Consider the following 19080-nt stretch of genomic DNA (forward strand, 5'->3'; position numbering starts at 1 on the left):
GCAGGCAATACAGTCGCTGCGCCCGCGCATCGTGGGCGGCGAGCGCGGCTGCATGCGGCCAGTGTAACGGCCAACGCCGAAGACCCGGTGCCGTCGGCCACTTCCGCAACACCGGGGGGGAGCGCGCACGTGAAAGACAGATACGCGTGCGCGCTGCAGTGCTCAGCCCGATTGTCCCAGGCTCAGGATCGGAACAAAGCCGCCGTAGATCAGTCGCTTGCCATCGAACGGCATCGGGTTGACCGACGGGTCCATGCGCGGGTCGTCCATCATCTTGCGCATGCCCGCATCGCGGGTCGCCTTGTCCGGCCATTCGATCCACGAAAACACCACGGTTTCGTCCTCGCCGGCAGCGACCGCGCGGTGGAAGTCGGTCAGTTGTCCATGCTGGACGTCATCGCCCCAGCACTCCACCACGCGCAGCGCGCCGTATTCGATGATGATGGCATCGCCCATGCGGGCATGTTCCAGAAACGCGGCCTTGTTGGCCGTGGGTACCGCGAGTGCAAATCCATCCACATACGACATGACCACCTCCTCGGACATGGCGCACGGCGTGCGCCGGATGATGACGACAGATGCTGGTGCGATCGAAACAGGCTGGAACGCTGCGCCGGGACGGGGCGTGGAGTACGAGCATACGGCGCATCCGTCATGCGGGCACTGGTCGCGCCCGCATGACGATGCAAACCGCTTTCGTGCCGGCTTCCGTTGTCGGACCGCATGCGCCGCGCGCTGCGTGAGGCGTCTTGGATGAGTTCGTCAGAGGGATTATGTTGCCGCGATGGGCGGGGCTTACGACAGGCCGCCAGCATCGGGATTGCATGGGTTTCGATCACCCCGCACGCCTTGCCGGGTGCCGCGGCGAACGCCCGGCGTGATGCTTGTCGCCCCGTTGGCCGCGATTACGCGGCCAGATTGTGTCGCCGCATCACGGCTTCAAACACCACGTCGCCGTTTTCGTTGCGTGCCTGCAGCGTGCCGCCGTGCGCCTTGACGAACTGGTCGGCGATGAACAGGCCCAGCCCCAGGCCCTGGCTGGTATGGAAGCTGGCCTTGAACGGCTCGAACAGGCGCGGCATCAGGCTGTCCGGGATGCGCCCGACATTGCGCACCGACAGCCGCAGCGTGTCGCGTTCGCGTCCGTCCAGATGCACCCGCACCGGCTGGCTGCCGCCATGCAGCACCGCATTGCCGACCAGGTTGGACACGACCTGGGCCAGGCGATCGCCGTCGCCATCGCCGTCCAGATCGCCTTCGGTACGCAGGTCGATCGGCGTGTGCGGGTTGGCCTGCGCCACTTCGCCCACCACGCTGTGGGTGACTTCGCCCAGATTGCAGGGGCCGAACTGCATCGACAGCCCGTCGCTGCGCAGGCGCGAGAAATCCAGCAACTGCTCGACCATCCGTGCCATCCGCCGCGCGCTGTTTTCCAGGTGATCGAGCGTGCGTGCGGCCGAGCCATCGGCCTTCACATCCAGGCCGAGCTTGTCGGCGCACAGCAGGATCACCGACAGCGGCGTACGCAGGTCGTGGGTGAGCACGGCCATCATGGTTTCGTTGAGCGTAAGCGCGCGTTCCAGCGAGGCGTTGCGTGCCTTGAGCAGGCGCCGCTGCTGGTACAACTCGATGAACACATTGACCTTGCTCAGGATCACGTGCGGCTCGATCGGCTTGTGCAGGAAATCCACCGCGCCGGTTTCGTAGCCCTGGAAGGCGCGCATCGGATCGTTCGGCGATGCGGTCAGGAAAATGATCGGCACATGCCGGCTGCGCTGCGAGCCGCGCATCAGTTCGGCCAGCGAAAAGCCGTCCATTTCCGGCATGTGCACATCCAGCAGCGCCAGCGCCACATCGTGTTCGAGCAGCAGCTCCAGCGCCTGCGCGCCGGACGCGGCACACAGCACCTGGAGGCCGTCGCGCTGCAGCAGCGCTTCCATCGCCACCAGGTTCTGCGGCACGTCGTCGACGATCAGCAGCTTGGCGGGTTCGTCGCCATTGCTGTGCGCAGCCAGGCCGGTCGCGGTGAGATTCATGGGTGAAAGGCTTCCAGTCGGCTGCAGATCGCCTGCAGGGTGAGCACCGCATCGGCGCCAGCATAGGCGAGAGCGGAGGCGGGCATCAGCGGTGAGGCGGCATCGTCGGGGCGCTGGATCCATGCGGTGCCACCGACTGCGCGCACCGCCGCCACGCCGGCGCTGCCGTCGCTGCTGGCGCCGGTGAGCAGGATCGCCAGCAGGCGCTGCCCGAAGACGTCGGCCGCCGATTCGAACAGCGGGTCGATCGCCGGGCGCGAGAACAGCACTGGTGCATCCATCGACAACGCCAGGCTGTCGCGCGTTTCAACCAGCAGATGGTAGTCGGGCGGGGCGATGGTCACGCTGCCGGCAAGCAGTGGCTGCTTGTCTTCGGCCTCGCGCACCGGCAAGGCGCAGCGTGCATCCATCAGCTCGGCAAGATGGCTGGTGCGGTCGCGCGGCAGGTGCAACACCACCAGCACCGGCATCGGCAGGTCTGCAGGCAGGCTGGACAGCAGCGCCTGCAAGGCCATGACACCGCCGGCCGAGGCACCGATCACCATCGCGTCGAACTGCGCCGCCGCCGCGTGCATTGCGTTCATGCCGCCGCCTTGCGGAACAGGCGCTGCTCGCGCGCCACGGTTTCGAACGCCTGCGCATGCGCACCGAACTGCAGCGACTCCTTGCTGCCCAGGCCCAGGAACCCACGGTGCACCAATGCATCGTGGAACAGGCCCACGGCACGGTCCTGCAGGCTGCGGTTGAAATAGATCAGCACGTTGCGGCACGACACCAGGTGTACTTCGGAGAACACCGTATCGGTGGCCAGGCTGTGGTCGGCGAAGACGATATTGCGCTTCAACCGGCGATCGAACACCGCGCCATCGTAGGCGGTGGTGTAGTAATCCGAGAGCGAGCCGCGGCCGCCGGCATCCAGGTAATTGCGGCTGAACTGCGCGATGCGGTCGATGCCGAAGGCGCCGGCCTCGGCCATGCCCAGTGCTTCGGGATTGATGTCGGTGGCGTAGATCACCGCCTTTTCGAGCAGGCCTTCTTCGTGCAACAGGATCGCCAGCGACCAGACTTCCTCGCCGGTGCTGCAGCCGGCCACCCACAGCTTGATCGATGGATAGGTGCGCAAGACCGGCACCGCATGCTCGCGCAGTACGCGGAAGTAGGTCGGGTCGCGGAACATCTCCGACACCTGCACGGTGAAGAACTGCATCGCCTGCGCGAAGGTGTCAGGTTCGTGCAGCAGGCGGTGCTGCAGATCGGCCACGCGCGCGCACTCCAGGCGTGCCATCGCGTGGCGCATGCGCCGGCGCAGCGACGACACCGCGTAATCGCGGAAGTCGTAGTGGTAGCGCTGGTAGACCGCTTCCAGCAGCACCCGCAGCTCCAGGTCGAACAGCTCAACCGCGTTCATTGCCGCGAGCACCACACCCGGCACAGCGACACCAGCTTGTCCACGTCGATGGGCTTGGCGATGTAGTCGTTGGCACCGGCCTCCAGACAGCGCTCGCGATCGTCGGCCATGGCCTTGGCGGTCAGCGCGATGATCGGCAGATCCTGCCACTGGCGATTGGCGCGGATCTGGCGCATCGCGGTCAGGCCGTCCATCTCCGGCATCATGATGTCCATCAGCACCAGGTCCACTTCGTGCTTGGCCAGATGTTCCAGCGCCTCGCGGCCGTTGCGGGCGATCTGCAGCGTCACGCCCAGCGGCTCGAGCACGCTGGAGAGCGCAAAGATGTTGCGCACGTCGTCCTCGGCCAGCAGCACGGTGGCGCCGTCCAGCACCGCGTCGCGGCGGCGCGCTTCGCGCAGCAGGCGTTGCTGGTCGCTGGGCAGCGAGGCTTCCACGCTGTGCAGGAACAGCGTCACCTCATCGAGCAGGCGTTCGGGCGAGCGCACGCCCTTAATGATGATGCTCTTGGAATAGCGGCGCAGGCGTTGTTCCTCGTCGCGGGTGAGCGCGCGCCCGGTGTAGACGATGACCGGCGGAAACGCGACTGCGTCGTTGCCGGCCATGCGCTCGAGCAGGTCGTAGCCGCTGCCGTCGGGCAGCGCCAGATCGGTGACCATGCAGTCGAAGGTCGAGCCGGCCAGTTGCTGCATCGCCTCGGCAATGCTGCCCACTGCGATGATCTCCAGCTGATCGCGCGCCAGCAGCAATTGCAGATTCGCACGCAGCGCGCTGTCGTCTTCGACGATCAGCAGGCGGCGCACCGCGCGTGCATTGGTGTCTTCCAGTTGACGGATCGCGCCCGCCAGCAGCTCGCGCGTGGCCGGCTTGATCAGATAGCCCACCGCGCCCAGTTCCAGCGCAATCTGGCTGCGCTCCAGCGCGGACACCACATGCACCGGAATATGGCGCGTGGCCGGATCGCGCTTGAGGCGTTCGAGCACGCTCAGGCCGGACGCATCCGGCAGGCCGATGTCGAGCAGGATGCCGCTGGGGCGCAGTTCGGCGGCCAGGCGCAGCGCTTCTTCGGCGCTGGGCGCCACCACGCAATCGAAGTCCAGCTCGTGTGCCAGGTCGACCAGCGCCTGTGCAAAGCGTGCTTCGTCCTCCACCGCCAGGATCAGTCGGCCGGGGCGGGTACGTTGGTCGCGATCATCGTCGGCGCGCTGCAGCGGCGGGGCGGCGGCTGCCGGAATCGGCAGCGGCATCCCCGTGGACGCACCCGTTGCACGCCCATCGAGGCGCGAGGCCATGGCCGTGCCACTGGCGGATTGCGACAACGGCGTGGCGCCGATCGCCAGCGCACCCGCGTTGGCCTGTGCTGCGGTGACCAGCTCGGCCGGCGCGCCGTCGATCGGCAATTCCAGCGTGAAACAGCTGCCACGTCCGGGCTGGCTGTCCACCCGAATGCTGCCGCCCATGCGCTGGGCCAGGTCACGCGAGATCGACAGGCCCAAGCCGGTGCCGCCGTAGCGACGGCGCGTGCTGCCATCGGCCTGACGGAACGCTTCGAAGATGATCTCGGTCTGTTCGTGCGCGATGCCGATGCCGGTGTCGTTGACCTTGAACAGCACCCGGCCCGGCGTGTGCGCCTGGATCGACAGGCTGACGCTGCCGTGCTCGGTGAACTTGATCGCGTTGGCCAGCAGGTTCTTGAGGATCTGCTGCAGGCGCTGGCTGTCGACGACCAGTTGCGTCGGTGCATCGGATTCGGCAGCCAGCTGCAACGCCAGGCCCTTCTGGCGCGCCAGCGGTTCGAAGGTCTCGCGCAGGCGCTGCAGCACCGAGCTGGTGGTGACGGTTTCGTCGGCCAGTTCCACATGCCCGGCTTCGATCTTGGACAGGTCGAGAATGTCGTTGATCAACGCCAGCAGATCGTTGTTGGACGACAGGATCGCCTGCGCGTATTTCACCTGCTCGGGGCTGAGCGTGCCGTCCTTGTTGTCCGACAGCAGCTTGGCCAGGATCAGCGCGCTGTTGAGCGGCGTGCGCAGCTCGTGCGACATGTTGGCCAGGAACTCGGATTTGTAGCGCGAGGCGGTGGACAGCTCGTTGCTGTTGCGCACCAACTGATTCTGCGCGATCAGCAAGGCCTGCTTCTGCGCTTCCAACGCCTGGGTGCGCTCTTCCAGCTGCACGTTGGTCTGTTCCAGCTCGGCTTGCTGCAGTTCCAGATCGCTCTGCGATTGCTGCAGGCTGCGGCTTTGTTCCTCCAGCTCCTCGTTGGCCACGCGCAGCTCTTCCTGCTGGGTCTGCAGCTCTTCGCTTTGGCGCTGGGTTTCTTCCAGCAGGGCCACCAGCTGCGCGCGCAGCAATGCCGTGCGCAAGGCCAGGCCGATGTTCTCGCCGCAGCGCGTGAGGAGTTCTTCCTCGCGCGTGCGGGCAGTGCCCGGCGCAGCGGCGCGGCCCAGCTCGAGGATGCCGATCACCCGCCCATCGGCGATGACCGGTGCCAGCAGCAGTTCCTGGCAGGCGCTGCGGCCCAGGCCCGAGGCGATCTGCAGATGTCCGGCTTCCACACCGCGCACCCGGCGCACCGTGCCGCTGCGCAAGGCCTCGCCGAGTTGGCCGGCATCGGTCGGCAATGTCCTGGACACATCGGCCGGCAGCGCGGCGCCGCCGGTCAGACGCAGGCGGTCGCCCTCGATGCGATACAACGCGCCGACCTGCGCATCCAGCGTGTCGCACAGCGCGCGCACGGCGGCATTGGCCAGATCGTCGGGGCTGTGATCGCCGCGCAAACTGGCTTCAACGGTGTTTTCAGCCTGCTGCAGCCACAGCGCCAGTTCGGCCTGGCGGCGCGCGCGGATCGCCTGCATCACCACCAGCGCCATCGCCAGGAACGACACCCCGCCGATGCTGCGGTTGATCGAGGAAAAACTCGAGCTGGTACTGGACGGCGCCAGCTGAAAACCGACGGCCAGCAGCACGCACGAGAGCGCGGCGACCACCAGGGGCACCTGCACGCGATTCTGGAAGACCGTCACGCCCACCGCGACGAAATAGGTCAGCCACACCGCATAGCCGAGCGGCGTGACCAGTTCCACGCCGAGCGTTCCGGCCATCAAGGCCCCCGCGATCACCCACACCCAGCGGTCGCGTGTGGTCGAGATGTTCTGCATAAAGGCGCGGACCGGACGGGGAGGGCGGTCATGGTAGCCGATAACTTTCACGCGCAAATCGCCGGGATTTTGACGCTCTGCAGCCGGGGCGGCTTGCACGCAGCCTTCACGCACTCGTCACTATGGTCGCGCGCTTTTCCGGGGGAAAGTTGCGTGATGGATGCGGAAACGGCCGTCGACAGTGCGGGGCCGCTTTCTCACGACAGCCGGCAGTGCCAGCTGTTGGTGCAGAGCGTGTCCGATTACGCGATCTACATGCTCGATACGGGCGGCCACGTGTGCAGCTGGAATCCCGGCGGCGAGCGCATCAAGGGTTACACCACCGCCGAGATCATTGGCTCGCACTTTTCGCGCTTCTATCTGCCGGAGGATGCGCAGGGCGGCGAACCTGCCCGCAATCTTGACACCGCCAGACGCGAGGGGCGTTTTGCCACCGAAGGCTGGCGGGTGCGCAAGGACGGCAGCCGCTTCTGGGCAAGCGTGGCGATCGAGCCGGTGCTGGAATTCGGTGTGTTGGTGGGGTTTGCCAAGGTCACCTGCGACATCGACCAGCGGCACCAGGCGCAGCAGCTGTTGCAGCATGCGCAGCATGCCCTGCTGCAGTCGCAGAAGGTGGACGCGCTGGGTCGCCTGACGCTTGGCATGGCGCACGATTTCAATAACCTGCTGACCGTGATGGTGACCAGCCTGGACCTGATCGCGCTGCGTGCCGGCGACGACGCGCGTACGCGCATGCTGGTGGACGCGGCGCAGACGGCAGTCGATCGGGGCACCTTGCTGACACGCCAACTGCTCGCCTTTGCGCGCGGGCAGCGGCTGATTCCCGAACGCCACGGCGCCAACGCGGTGGTGACGCGCTCGCTGGAGCTGCTGCGGCGTGCCTGTCCGGCCGGGATCGTGCTGTCGCTGGCGTTCGCCGAGCAGTTGCCCGATATCCGCGTAGACCCGGGCCAACTGGAGGCGGCCTTGCTCAATCTGGTGTTCAACAGCTGCGATGCCATGCCGGGCGGCGGCACCATCGTGCTGGAAACGGCGCTACAGCAGCGTGCTGCGCCATCCGATCCGCATGGCCGGCCGCGCGCTTACGTCAGCATTGCCGTACGCGATGACGGCCCCGGCATGTCGGCACACGTGGCGCAATGCGCCAGTGAGCCGTTTTTCACCACCAAGGACGTGGGCAAGGGTTCGGGCCTGGGATTGAGCCAGGTACACGGCTTTGCGTCCCAATCCGGTGGCTTCGTCGAGCTGGACACTGCGCCTGGCCGCGGCACCACCGTTACCCTGTTTCTCCCGGCCATCGAGGAGGCTGAGCATGACTGAATCCCTGCGTCTGTTGATGGTGGAAGATCAGCAGGAATTGCGCGAACTGATCGGCGAGGCGCTGCGCGACGCAGGCATCACCGTCGAAACCGCCGACGACGGCCACACCGCCTTGCGCATGCTGCGCGAGAACGGCCCCTACGATGTGGTCTTCAGCGACATCCGCATGCCCAACGGCATGTCGGGCATCGAACTGAGCGAACACGTGGCGCAGCTGCTGCCGCAGGCGCGGGTGATCCTGGCCTCGGGGTTTGCAAAGGCGCAATTGCCGCCGCTGCCGGCGCAGGTGGATTTCCTGCCTAAACCGTATCGCCTGCGTCAGCTGATCGATGTGTTGAAAGGCGTGGCAACCAACGCCTGAGCGTTGGCTGCGGGTGTCCTGCGCTGCAGGGGCCGTGACCGAGCGTCCTGCGCCTGCGCTGCTCAACGGCTCTGGTAATACACCTTGTCGATGGCGATCTCCACTGGCGCAGCCGGCGGATCGGCCACCAGCATGAACATCTGTTTGACCGCCTGCAGATCCAGGTCGTAGAACGCACTGAAGGGAATGCTCACCTCATGCCAGGCGCCATCGCGCACCAGGCCGTACTGATTGCCGCCCGCGACAAAATCCACCCAGCTGTCGCCAAAGCTGGTGTTGATGCCGATCTTGAAGGTCGATGGCGTGGTGGTTTTCAGGTGCAGCTTCAGCGCGCCGCCGGCATAGGCGGCCATGTTGCGATAGTCGGTCTGGATGCCCAGGCCATACCAGGCACCGGCATTGGCGCGGTAGGCCATCACGTTGCTGCCTTCGAACGGCGCCTGCGCAATCGGGGTGAGGTTGTTCCACAGATACAGCTCGGCATCCTGGCCGAAGTTGAGTCGCCCGCTGGTATCGGCCTGCTCGGTGAACACGCCGAAGCGCCCTGCGGGCGCCGCGTGTTGCGCGCCCACGTACAGCTGCGAACCGGGGTTTTGATACAGGCGGATGTAATCGATCTCCATCCTGCCCGGCAACGGCGCGGTCACCGCCGCAGGCGAGGTGATGCCGGTATAGGCGCCGCCGACGGCGAGATTGAGCAGCAGATACTGCTGCTGATGGAATTCGTGCAGCGAGGCGCCTTCGATATTGGAGATCGCAAACTCGAAGTACTGCTGGCCATCGATCGACACGCGGATGAACTGCGGGTCCCAGGTCATGCGGTACACATGGAAGTCGGCATGCAGATCCACCGGGCTGGTGTAGCTGGTGTCGTAGTCGGCCTGCTGGCCGTTGTAGTCCCAGTGCACCGCCGCGCCGATACGGCGATTGGCGGTGCCATTGGCGATCGCTGCGGCCATGCCGGCTTCCAGCAGGTCGATCTCGCCGCGACCTGGCCACACGCCGATGGTGCCCAGCATCCAGTACGCCGGCCATAGCCCGTTGCCCACGACCGGCGTCTTGATGCGCGCCTCCAGCGTGCCGTATTTGAAGTGCATGCGGCCTTCGGTCTTGAGACGCGCCGAGGTAAACGGCATGCCCTGGAACGCTTCGCGTCGCGCTTCGATCACCAGCCGGCCGTTATCGATGCGCGCGTTTTCGGCGCGGCTGGTGTAGTACTGCATCTCCCCGTTGCCCCAGCCGCACAGGCCGATCTGACAGCCGTTGCCGACGTCGTAGGTCCACTTGTTGCCGTCGATGCCGGGGCCGTTGAAATTGTCCTCCCACACCAGGGTTTGCGCGTGTGCGCCTGGTGGCATCGCCACTGCGCATAGCAAGGCGAACTGCACAGCGACACTGCGTAGCGTGTTCATTGCGTGCGTCTCCAAAAAGTGGACCGAAGTCCAGGGAGAAGTGACGCTGCGCAGCGGCTACTTCAGTGTCAAAGCAATTGTGTGGCGCGTTTCAGTTCCGTGGTGTTCATTCCGGAATCATCCATCATTGGCATGACGGCGGTCGCAGACTGCATGCGCCGGATGTTGCGTGGCAGCAGCTGGCTGCGGATGTTTCGTTGCGGGCGCGACCGCATCTGCGGCGTCCAGCTCAATGCGTTCAAGCCGGCAGATGCTTCGAGCGCCAACGCATGCACGCGTTGGCAGGCTTTGGAATGGCTACGGCGCAGGGGATGCCAACGTGGCAGGCAAGCCGCGTGCTGCGGCACATCGATGGCCTTGCGGATGCATCGGCACGATTGCCTGCGGCAGCGTTTCGCGCATGCCGCATACGCCAGACTCAATGCCCGGCGTGGACCGTCCAGGCCACCAGCCGTATCACCAACGGTCGCACCACCAGCACGCAGCAGAACGCGGTGGGCATCGCAATGCGGTAGGCATCCAGCACGCGCCACAGGTAGCCGGGGGCAAGGCCGGTATTGGCGCCGGTGATCACCAGGCACATCAGCAAGGCCATGATCGTGGCCATATAGAACGCGAACACGAACGGGGTGGTGCGCACGCCGAGTTTCCAGCGCGGGCGCAGCAATGGGGAGGAGGGGGGAGATGACGACATGCAGTGGCCTCGGTTGCCGCGGATCGGCGTGATGGGCAGCACTGTAGAGACGCCACCGCGGGCGGGGTAGATCGCGTAGCCTTGCGGCTTACGTAAGAAAAACTTACGAATCCTTTGGTAATACTCGCCTGACCAATGAACATTCTTCAGTCCATCCGTAGCTTTGTCAGTACTGTCGATGCCGGCAGCATTGCCGGAGGCGCCAAGCTGCTGGGGATCAGCGCGGCTGCGGTCAGCCAGAACATCGCGCGGCTGGAGCAGCACCTGGGCGTGCGTCTGCTGCACCGGACCACGCGCAGCCTGGCGCTGACCGAGCGCGGCACGCTGTACTTCGAGCAGGTGCGGCAGCTGGAGCGCGACCTGGAGCGCGCGCGCCAGTCGGTGGCCGGGCCGCAGCAGGCGCCGGCGGGGCGCTTGCGGGTGGCCAGCACCGCGGCCTTCGCGCGGCACGTGCTCGCCCCGATGCTGCCGGCCCTGCGTCAGCAGTACCCGCAGCTGGAGATCGAGCTGCTGTGCACCGACCGGGCGGTGCAGCACGCGCAGGAAAGCGTGGATGTCAGCCTGCGCATCGAAGCGCAGCTGGAAGACGGCCTGGTCGCACGCTGCATCGCCCAGGTGCCGCTGGTGGTGTGCGCAGCGCCCGAGTATCTGGCGCGCTGCGGGACGCCGCAGGGCACGGACGACTTGAAGTATCACGATTGCCTGCTGCTGCGTTACCCGGTCGACGGGCGCTGCCTGCCGTGGAATTTCGTGCGCAATGGCGTGCGCTTCCAGCCGGAACTGGGCAAGGCGATGGTCAGCGACGATATCGATGCGCTCGCCACCATGGCCGCGGCCGGCGGCGGCATCGCGCGCCTGGCCGCCTATGTCGTGCAGCCTTACCTGCAGCGCGGCGAGCTGCAGCCGCTGTTTGTCTCCGATCTCGGCAGCACAGCCCAGGCATTACCGGAGCCGCTGCGGATCTACCTCTGCGTCGCCGACCGCCGCGACTTCACCCCGAAGGTGCGCGCCTTCATGGAGCACGTGCTCGAACGCCTGCCGGTGCAATGGCGTACTGCCGAGCCCGCGCCGGCGCCGGCTCACGCAGCGACCGGGGTGTAGCCAGCATCTGACATCTGGAGCGCGCCTGGTTCGTGCTCTGTTCGACAGGGTGCACGCGGGCGTGACGTGCTGATGCGTGATGGATGCCACGTTGCTTGAGAGCGAACGACGCTGAAGACGCAGTTTGCGCAGTTGTCGTTCTCGACCAACGACTAAGGCGGCAGTTGATGCTGCCGCCGCCATCGCTCACTCCAGCTTGAGCATCACCACCGAGCGCGCCGGCAGCGCGACAGTCACTGCGTTGCCTTGCACGCGTGCCCCCTCGAACGCTTTGGGTTCCACCGTGCGCGGCTGCGTAAAGGTGTTGTGCGCAGTGATCGCCGGCCCGGTCAGAATCTGTCCGGTCACCCCGCGCGCCGTCAGGCCATCCACCTGCACATTGACGTTCGCGGCCGACGTCGCATCCAGATTGGTCAGGGCGATATAGACATGTCCATCCCTGGCCTTGACCGCCGAGCCGTGCACTGCGGGCACGTGGACATCGCCATGGCGATACTCGGGTGTACTTAGTTGCAACGGCAGCTGGGTGGCGTCCTGGTAGGGCTTGTACAGCGCGAACACATGGTAGGTGGGCGTCAGCACCATCTTGTCGCCGTCGGTGAGGATCATCGCCTGCAGCACGTTGACCATCTGCGCGATATTGGCCATGCGCACGCGCTCGGCATGCGCGCTGAAGATGTCGATGTTCAACGACGCCACCAGTGCATCGCGCAGCGTGTTCTGCTGATGCAGGAAGCCCGGGTTCGCGTCCGGCAGCCCGGCGTACCAGGTGCCCCATTCGTCCACCACCAGTGCGACCTTCCTGCCCGGGTCGTAGCGGTCCATGATCGCGCTGTGTTTGCGGATCAGCTCGTCCATCACCAGCGTGCGCGACAGGGTGTCGATCCAGGCGGCTTCGTCGAAGTCGGTGGAGGAGGCGCGCGGCGGCCAGCCACCGGGCACGGTGTAGTAGTGCAGGCTCAGGCCGTCCATCAGCGTGCCGGCCTCGCGCATCATCACCTCGGTCCAGTGGTAATCGTCGTTGTTGGGGCCGGGCGCGATCTTGAGGATCTTCTGATTGGCCGGGGCCTTGACGAAGGTCTGGTAGCGCCGATAGACGTCGGCCGCGTATTCCACGCGCATGTTGCCGCCGCAGCCCCACAACTCGTTGCCGACGCCGAAGTAGGGCACCTGCCACGGTGCATCGCGGCCATTGGCGCGGCGTTCGTTGGCCAGGCTCGAGCGGGTCGGCGCCGTCATGTATTCGGCCCACTGCGCGATCTCGTCCGGCGCCGCATTGCCCACATTGCCGGCGATGTAGGCCTGGGTGCCGAGCAGTTCGGTGAAGTCCATGAACTCGTGCGTGCCGAAGCGGTTGGACTCTTCCACGCCGCCCCAGTGCGTGTTGACGCTGACCGGGCGCTTGGCCGGCGCACCGACGCCATCGCGCCAATGGTATTCGTCGGCAAAACAGCCGCCGGGCCAGCGGATGTTGGGCACTGCAATCGCCTTCAACGCGGCCAGCACATCGTTGCGATAGCCGCGCGTATTGGCAATCGCCGAGTCCTCGCCGACCCACACCCCGCCGTAGATGCCGGTGCCCAGATGCTCGGCGAACTGGCCGAACAGCTGCCGCGACACCTGCGCACCGGGCTGGTCCACGCGCAGCGTGCCGGTCACCTTGACCTCGGCCGCAGGGGCGGCGAGCGCGCTGGCGAGCAAGGCCGCGCCAACGACAGCCTGCAACAGCCGTCCCGGTGAGATTCGCAAAGCGGGGGAAATCCACTGCATCGGCTTGGCGCTCCTGTGCTGATCGATCGAGGTGGTCACACGCCGGTGCGGGGCGGGCGCGTCGCTAGCCTAGTGCCTGCAATGGCAGGTTGTCGCTGCATCACGATCAATCAGCCAGGGCTGGCGTAGGTCTCGCCGACACGATCATCGCATCGCACGCCAGGATGTGCGCCGGGGCATGGTCGGCGACCGCGCTCCCCCGCTATGCTCGCCAGCTTCCAGTATCGGCAGGACGATCCATGCAGCGAGTGTTCGGGCAGTTGCCAGACGGTGTCGAAGTCCACGCGCTCACGCTGCGCAGCACTGCCGGGCTGGAGGCGGAGGTGCTCACCTATGGCGGCATCCTGCATGCGCTGCGGCTGACCACCGAGCATGGGGTGGTGCCGCTGCTGCTGGCATTGCCGGATCTGCCGGCCTACGCCGCCGATGGCGACAGCCTCAACATCCTGGTCGGCCGCTTCGGCAACCGCATCGCCGGCGCGCGCTACACGCTGGATGGGGTCACCCACACGCTGGCCGCCAACGAAGGGCGCAACCAGTTGCACGGCGGCCTGCGCGGCTTCGGTCGGCGCGTGTGGAGCGTGCTGGAGCAGGCACCGGATCAGGTACTGCTCGGTTACGACTCGCCCGATGGCGAAGAAGGCTATCCCGGCAATCTGCAGGTGCGTGCGCGGCTGCAGCTGCAAGGACGCAGCCTGCAGCTGGACTTCGAGGCGCACTGCGATGCCGCCACCGCGTTGAACCTCACCCATCACCCGTACTTCAACCTATCCGGCAACCCGCATCGGCGCGCCGCGCTGCAGGTGCTGCGGGTGCCGGCCGATCGCTATCTGCCGGTGGATGCCGAATCGATTCCGACCGGCGAAATCGCCTCGGTCGCCGGCACGCCGTTCGATTTCCGCCATGCTGCCGCGTTGGCCGACAAAAGCGATCCGTCGCACCCGCAGGTGGTGCTCGGCAAGGGCTACGACCAATGCCTGGTGCTGGCCGCCGGGGCCGATTGCGTTGCCGAGTTGTACTCGCCGCACAGTGGCGTGGCGCTGCGCATCAGCAGCGACGCACCGGCGGTGCAACTCTACGAAGGCCAGCATCTGGACGACCACCATCCCGGACTCGGCCGCGGCGTCTGCCTGGAGCCGCAGGACTACCCGGACGCGCCCAACCACCCCAATTTCCCGTCGACGATCCTGCGGCCCGGGCAGGTCTACCGCCGCCGCATCGCCTATCGCTTCGCCAGCCCGGGGCCGGATCAGCCGTGGGCGGCGGTGAGCGCTGCGCTGGACGCCTGAGCGCGGGCGGTGTGGCGGCGGCGGGGCCTGGACGGGCCTGGAGCCAACGCGATCAGCGCGGCCCCAGCACCAGTTCGATCACGAACTTGCTGCCGAAGAACGACAACACCAGCAGCGCCATCGCGGTCAGCGTCCAGTGCACCGCTTTGGTGCCGCGCCAGCCATTGCGCCAGCGCCCGATCAGCAGCGCACCGAACACGATCCACGACAGGATGCTGAGTACGGTCTTGTGCAGCAGCCGCTGCGCCAGGAAGTCCTGCACGAACAGCAGGCCGGTCAGCAGGGTCAGGCTCAACAGCACGAAGCCGACGGTGATCGTGCGGAACAGCAGCGTCTCCAGCTCGGTCAACGGCGGCAGCGCGCGCAGCCAGGTATGGAAGTCGCGCCGGCGCAGGGCGCGCTCCTGCAGCCACAGCATGATCGCCAGCAACGCGGCGATGCCCAACGTGGCGTAGGCCAGCAGCGCCATCCACGCGTGCAGTTCCAGCCGCCAGCCCAGGTCCGAGCTCGGTTCGTGGCCGTAAGCGTGATAGCAGGCCAGCAGGATTGCCGACAGCGGGAACACCACCACGCCCACCGCCGCCATGCGCCCGCGCGCGCCGAACACCGCCGTCAGCGCGGCCATGCCCAGGCCGCACAGCGATAGCGCCGCGAAGAAATGCATGTCCGGCCCGCCGGCGGTGCGCAGCGCCACTAGCACGTGGTACCCGGCGTGCAGCGCCACGGCCGCCAGTGCCGGGATCAGCCAGCGTGCAGGCGCCTGGTTGCCATCGCGCAGCACCGAGCGGGTGAGCAGTGCCGTGGCCAGCAGATACAAGGCGAACGCGATGAGAACGATTGTCATCGTGGAAGTTTCGCATATTGGGGGATGGGAATCGGGAATCGGGAATCGGGAATCGGGAATCGGGAATCGGGAATCGGGAATCGGGAATCGGGAAAGCAGTTGCGAGCTGCGGGGCTGGAGGTGGGCTGGCGTGCTGGGGGCGGAGCGCGAGCGGGCAGGGGCTACCTGCTGGCACCGCAGTTGCCGTTCCCGTCCTGGCGCTGCTGCGCTGGTTGGCCGTGCGCGTTGCTGCGCGTTGGTGAAGCTGCTTGCGGGTCGGCTTCGCCGGTCGGGCGCTGGCGGCCGCCGGGGCGGCCGGCTGGCCGGTGCCGCTATAATCGACGCCCGTTTCCCCTCACGCGGTCCCTTGCGCATGTTCGAGTCCCTTACCCAACGTCTCTCCGGCACCATGGAGCGCCTGCGCGGCCGCGGCCGCCTGACCGAGGAGAACATCCGCGAAGCCACCCGTGAAGTGCGCATCGCGTTGCTCGAAGCCGACGTGGCGCTGCCGGTGGTACAGGCGCTGATCGAGCGCATCAAGGTGCGCGCGGTCGGTCAGGAAGTGCTCAAGTCGCTGACCCCGGGCCAGGCGCTGATCAAGATCGTCCGCGACGAGTTGACCGCTGTGATGGGCGCGGCCGCCACCGACCTCAACCTCAACGTGCCGGCGCCGGCGATCATCCTGATGGCCGGCCTGCAGGGCGCGGGCAAGACCACCACGGTCGGCAAGCTCGCCAAGCACCTGAAGGAAAAGCGCAAGAAGAAGGTCATGGTGGTCTCGGCCGACGTCTACCGTCCGGCCGCGATCGAGCAGCTCAAGACCCTGGCCGAGCAGGTCGGCGTGCTGTTCTTCCCCTCCGACGCCTCGCAGAAGCCGGTCGACATCGTGCGCGCCGCCATCAGCGATGCGCGCAAGTCGTTCGCCGACGTGCTGCTGGTCGATACCGCCGGCCGCCTGGCCATCGATGCGGCGATGATGGAGGAGATCAAGGCGCTGCACGCCGCGGTCAACCCGACCGAAACCCTGTTCGTGGTCGATGCGATGACCGGCCAGGACGCGGCCAACACCGCCAAGGCCTTCGGCGAGGCGCTGCCGCTGACCGGCGTAGTGCTGACCAAGACCGACGGCGACGCCCGTGGCGGCGCCGCGCTGAGCGTGCGCTACATCACCGGCAAGCCGATCAAGTTCGTCGGTACCGGCGAAAAGACCGACGGCCTGGACGTGTTCCATCCCGACCGCGTCGCCAGCCGCATCCTGGACATGGGCGACGTGCTGTCGCTGGTGGAACAGGTCGAGCACAGCGTCGACCAGGAAAAGGCCGCCAAGCTCGCCGCCAAGGTCGCCAAGGGCAAGAAGTTCGACCTCAACGACATGAAGGAACAGCTCGAGCAGATGCAGAACATGGGCGGCATCCATGGGCTGATGGACAAGCTGCCGGGCATGGGCCAGATCCCGGACAACGTCAAGCAGCAGGTCACCGGCAAGGAAGTGCCGCGCATGATCGCGATCATCAATTCGATGACCAAGAAGGAGCGCCGCAACCCGGCCCTGCTCAACGGCTCGCGCCGCGCCCGCATCGCCCGCGGCTCCGGCATGCAGCCGGCCGACGTCAACAAGCTGATGAAGCAGTATCAGCAGATGGAAAAGATGATGGGCAAGCTGGCCGGCGGTGGCATGAAGGGCCTGATGCGCAACATGAAGGGCATGATGGGCGCCATGGGCGGCCGCGGCGGCATGCCGTTCCGTTGAGTTTCAATCGGCGACGCGCGCGGTAAGTCCTTCGACAGGCACGCGTGGCGTTGAACTCGCGCACAACGCGTCATCACTTTAGGCCGCGCACGATGGGTTCGTTTTCGCAGATCGACGCCTTCCAGCAGCGTTTTGGTTTAGGCCTTCCCATCCTGCTCAGCCCCATGGCCGGTGCCTGCCCGGTGCCGTTGTCGGCGGCGGTTGCCGAGGCCGGCGGCATGGGCGCGATGGGTGCGGTGTTGTCGCAACCGCAGGACATCGTGGCGTGGATGGCGGCGTTTCGCGGCGCGAGCGCCGGGCCCGCCCAGGTCAATCTGTGGATTCCTGATCCGGCCCCTGTGCGCGACGCCGCGGCAGAGGCGCGCGTGCGTGCGTTTGTGTCGCAGTGGGGGCCGCCGGTTCCCGAGGATGCGGGCGACGCAACACCGGCCGACTTCGATGCCCAGTTCGACGCCTTGCTCGCCGCACGGCCCGCCGTCGCCTCATCGATCATGGGTGTGTTTCGGCCCGATCAGGTTGCGCGGCTGAAAAGCGCCGGCATCGCCTGGTTCGCCTGCGCCACCACGCTGGACGAAGCGCGTGCGGCCCAGGCGGCCGGTGCCGATGCGGTGGTTGCGCAGGGCGCCGAGGCCGGTGGGCATCGTGGTGCATTCGATGCCGGTCGCGCCGAGCGGCAGATGACCGGGTTGTTCGCCTTGTTGCCACGATTGGTCGATCACCTGGATCTTCCGGTGATCGCCGCAGGCGGCATCGCCGATGCGCGCGGCATTGCCGCGGCGCTGACGCTGGGTGCGAGCGCCGTGCAGATCGGTACCGGCCTGCTGCGCACGCCCGAGGCGGCGCTGCCCAGTGCCTGGGCGGACGCGCTGGCCCAGGCCGAGCCGGAACAGACCCAGCCGACCCGTGCATTTTCCGGCCGGCTGGGGCGTGCGCTCGCCACGCACTATGTGCGTGCTGCCATTGCGGCCGAGGCGCCGGTGCCGGCGCCGTATCCGGTGCAGCGCGCGCTGACCGCGCCGATGCGTCAGGCCGCCGCGCGCGACAACCGCCTGGACGCCATGCAGGCCTGGGCCGGCCAATCGGCCTGGATGGCACCTGCCCAGCCTGCCGCGCAATTGCTAACCCAGTGGTGGGCTGAGGCACAGGCGCTGTTGTGCCGCTGATCTTCTGCAACGGCGCAGTGGCGACAGCGCAGCAGTTGGGCGCGGCCGCATTGATCAATTACGGCCACTTCACCACGCTGCAGGTGCGCGGCGGTGCGGTACGCGGGCTGGACCTGCATCTGCAACGACTGCAACACGACGGCGCTGCCTTGTTCGGTGCATCGATCGATGAGGTATCCCTGCGCGCCCAGTTGCGCGCTGCGTTGTCGGCTGCGAACTGCGAAGACGCCAGCGTGCGCATCACCGTGTTTGCGCAGGATTTCGACCTGCGCGATCCATTGCGCCAGCTTGCGCTCGATGTGCTGATCTCCATCGCGCCCGCAGCCCGGATGCCAACCACCGCGCTGCGCGTGCAGCCGGTCCTTCATGTGCGCGAGCAACCCCGGCACAAGCATGTCGGCACCTTCGCGCTGCTGCATCTGCGTCGCCAGGCCATGGCGGCCGGTTACGACGACGCATTGCTGATCGACGCGCAGGCGCATCTGCTGGAGGGCGCCTTCTGGAATCTGGGCGTGTGGCAGCAGGGCAGGGTGGTGTGGCCGCAAGGGCCGGCGCTGCCCGGCACCCAGCAGCGTCTGCTGCAGGCCGGACTGCAGACGCTCGGTATCCAGCAGGAGTTTCGCCCGGTCATGCTGAGCGAGCTTGGCGGCTTCGATGGCGCCTTCAGCTGCAACGCGCGCGGTCAGCAGGCGATCGTGCAAGCCGGCGCGGCGTCATGGCCAGCACAGGCCGCGCAGCTGCCATTGCTGGAGCAGGCCCTGCAGACCCAGGCCTGGCAGGGGATCTGAACGA

General features: G+C 66.8%; 17 protein-coding genes. 7 read left to right on the forward strand and 10 right to left on the reverse strand.

Annotated elements, in window-relative coordinates; translation table 11 throughout:
• Positions 1–162: 162 nt before the first annotated feature.
• The 5 genes from DYQ94_RS00745 to DYQ94_RS00765 form a co-directional block, all read right to left on the reverse strand.
• Positions 163–528 carry a DUF1428 domain-containing protein gene (locus DYQ94_RS00745; RefSeq protein ID WP_046345870.1) on the reverse strand — a complete coding sequence of 122 codons (366 nt, stop codon included), beginning with the start codon at positions 526–528 and terminating at the stop codon, positions 163–165.
• A gap of 377 nt (positions 529–905) precedes the next feature.
• Positions 906–2036 (reverse strand): hybrid sensor histidine kinase/response regulator, encoded by a 1131-nt coding sequence (locus tag DYQ94_RS00750; RefSeq protein WP_126965689.1) that lies wholly within the window; start codon positions 2034–2036, stop codon positions 906–908.
• Positions 2033–2611 carry a chemotaxis protein CheB gene (locus DYQ94_RS00755; protein WP_024938076.1) on the reverse strand — a complete coding sequence of 193 codons (579 nt, stop codon included), beginning with the start codon at positions 2609–2611 and terminating at the stop codon, positions 2033–2035. The genes DYQ94_RS00750 and DYQ94_RS00755 overlap by 4 nt, the downstream gene beginning before the upstream one ends.
• 5 nt (positions 2612–2616) lie before the next feature.
• Positions 2617–3468: a CheR family methyltransferase gene (locus tag DYQ94_RS00760; RefSeq protein ID WP_184428981.1), complete on the reverse strand. Its 852-nt coding sequence runs from the start codon at positions 3466–3468 to the stop codon at positions 2617–2619.
• Positions 3441–6605 carry a response regulator gene (locus DYQ94_RS00765; RefSeq protein ID WP_126965690.1) on the reverse strand — a complete coding sequence of 1055 codons (3165 nt, stop codon included), beginning with the start codon at positions 6603–6605 and terminating at the stop codon, positions 3441–3443. The genes DYQ94_RS00760 and DYQ94_RS00765 overlap by 28 nt, the downstream gene beginning before the upstream one ends.
• 156 nt (positions 6606–6761) lie before the next feature.
• Here DYQ94_RS00765 and DYQ94_RS00770 point away from each other — a divergent pair, with 156 nt between their 5' ends.
• Together DYQ94_RS00770 and DYQ94_RS00775 are read left to right on the forward strand one after the other, a co-directional pair.
• Positions 6762–7925 carry a PAS domain-containing hybrid sensor histidine kinase/response regulator family protein gene (locus DYQ94_RS00770; RefSeq protein WP_046342045.1) on the forward strand — a complete coding sequence of 388 codons (1164 nt, stop codon included), beginning with the start codon at positions 6762–6764 and terminating at the stop codon, positions 7923–7925.
• Entirely contained in the window at positions 7918–8286 is a 369-nt protein-coding gene (locus DYQ94_RS00775; protein WP_102581770.1) for a response regulator, read from the forward strand. Before DYQ94_RS00770 ends, DYQ94_RS00775 begins: the two co-directional genes overlap by 8 nt.
• Positions 8287–8348: 62 nt before the next feature.
• On the opposite strand, the gene DYQ94_RS00780 is transcribed toward DYQ94_RS00775, so the two are convergent.
• The 3 genes from DYQ94_RS00780 to DYQ94_RS00790 form a co-directional block, all read right to left on the reverse strand.
• Positions 8349–9698 carry a glycoside hydrolase family 16 protein gene (locus DYQ94_RS00780; protein WP_126965691.1) on the reverse strand — a complete coding sequence of 450 codons (1350 nt, stop codon included), beginning with the start codon at positions 9696–9698 and terminating at the stop codon, positions 8349–8351.
• 68 nt (positions 9699–9766) lie between these two features.
• Positions 9767–10120: a hypothetical protein gene (locus tag DYQ94_RS00785; RefSeq protein WP_126965692.1), complete on the reverse strand. Its 354-nt coding sequence runs from the start codon at positions 10118–10120 to the stop codon at positions 9767–9769.
• On the reverse strand, positions 10117–10392 hold the full coding sequence (locus DYQ94_RS00790; protein ID WP_126965693.1) for a DUF2798 domain-containing protein: 276 nt from the start codon (positions 10390–10392) through the stop codon (positions 10117–10119). Before DYQ94_RS00790 ends, DYQ94_RS00785 begins: the two co-directional genes overlap by 4 nt.
• Before the next feature lie 135 nt (positions 10393–10527).
• Here DYQ94_RS00790 and DYQ94_RS00795 point away from each other — a divergent pair, with 135 nt between their 5' ends.
• Positions 10528–11493, forward strand: coding sequence for a LysR family transcriptional regulator (locus tag DYQ94_RS00795; protein ID WP_126965694.1), 966 nt, complete (start codon positions 10528–10530; stop codon positions 11491–11493).
• A gap of 186 nt (positions 11494–11679) precedes the next feature.
• Here the strand turns inward: DYQ94_RS00795 and DYQ94_RS00800 are convergent, their stop codons facing one another.
• On the reverse strand, positions 11680–13263 hold the full coding sequence (locus DYQ94_RS00800; RefSeq protein WP_160954603.1) for an alpha-N-arabinofuranosidase: 1584 nt from the start codon (positions 13261–13263) through the stop codon (positions 11680–11682).
• A 239-nt stretch (positions 13264–13502) separates the two neighbouring features.
• Here DYQ94_RS00800 and DYQ94_RS00805 point away from each other — a divergent pair, with 239 nt between their 5' ends.
• Positions 13503–14552 carry an aldose epimerase family protein gene (locus DYQ94_RS00805; RefSeq protein WP_126965695.1) on the forward strand — a complete coding sequence of 350 codons (1050 nt, stop codon included), beginning with the start codon at positions 13503–13505 and terminating at the stop codon, positions 14550–14552.
• Positions 14553–14604: 52 nt separating this feature from the next.
• Here DYQ94_RS00805 and DYQ94_RS00810 read toward each other — a convergent pair whose 3' ends face one another.
• On the reverse strand, positions 14605–15396 hold the full coding sequence (locus DYQ94_RS00810) for a cytochrome C assembly family protein (RefSeq protein WP_016901491.1): 792 nt from the start codon (positions 15394–15396) through the stop codon (positions 14605–14607).
• A gap of 352 nt (positions 15397–15748) precedes the next feature.
• Here DYQ94_RS00810 and ffh point away from each other — a divergent pair, with 352 nt between their 5' ends.
• From ffh to DYQ94_RS00825, 3 genes are all read left to right on the forward strand, one after another.
• Entirely contained in the window at positions 15749–17125 is a 1377-nt protein-coding gene (gene ffh / locus DYQ94_RS00815; protein WP_016901489.1) for a signal recognition particle protein, read from the forward strand.
• 92 nt (positions 17126–17217) lie between these two features.
• Positions 17218–18288, forward strand: a complete 1071-nt coding sequence (locus tag DYQ94_RS00820) for an NAD(P)H-dependent flavin oxidoreductase (protein WP_126965696.1) — start codon at positions 17218–17220, stop codon at positions 18286–18288.
• The gene (locus DYQ94_RS00825) at positions 18279–19076 is read left to right on the forward strand and encodes an aminotransferase class IV family protein (RefSeq protein ID WP_126965697.1); all 798 of its coding nucleotides are present in this window, start codon (positions 18279–18281) and stop codon (positions 19074–19076) included. The genes DYQ94_RS00820 and DYQ94_RS00825 overlap by 10 nt, the downstream gene beginning before the upstream one ends.
• Positions 19077–19080 lie beyond the last annotated feature (4 nt).

It is taken from the genome of Xanthomonas sp. LMG 8993 (genome assembly GCF_009835065.2).
Lineage (GTDB): Bacteria > Pseudomonadota > Gammaproteobacteria > Xanthomonadales > Xanthomonadaceae > Xanthomonas > Xanthomonas arboricola.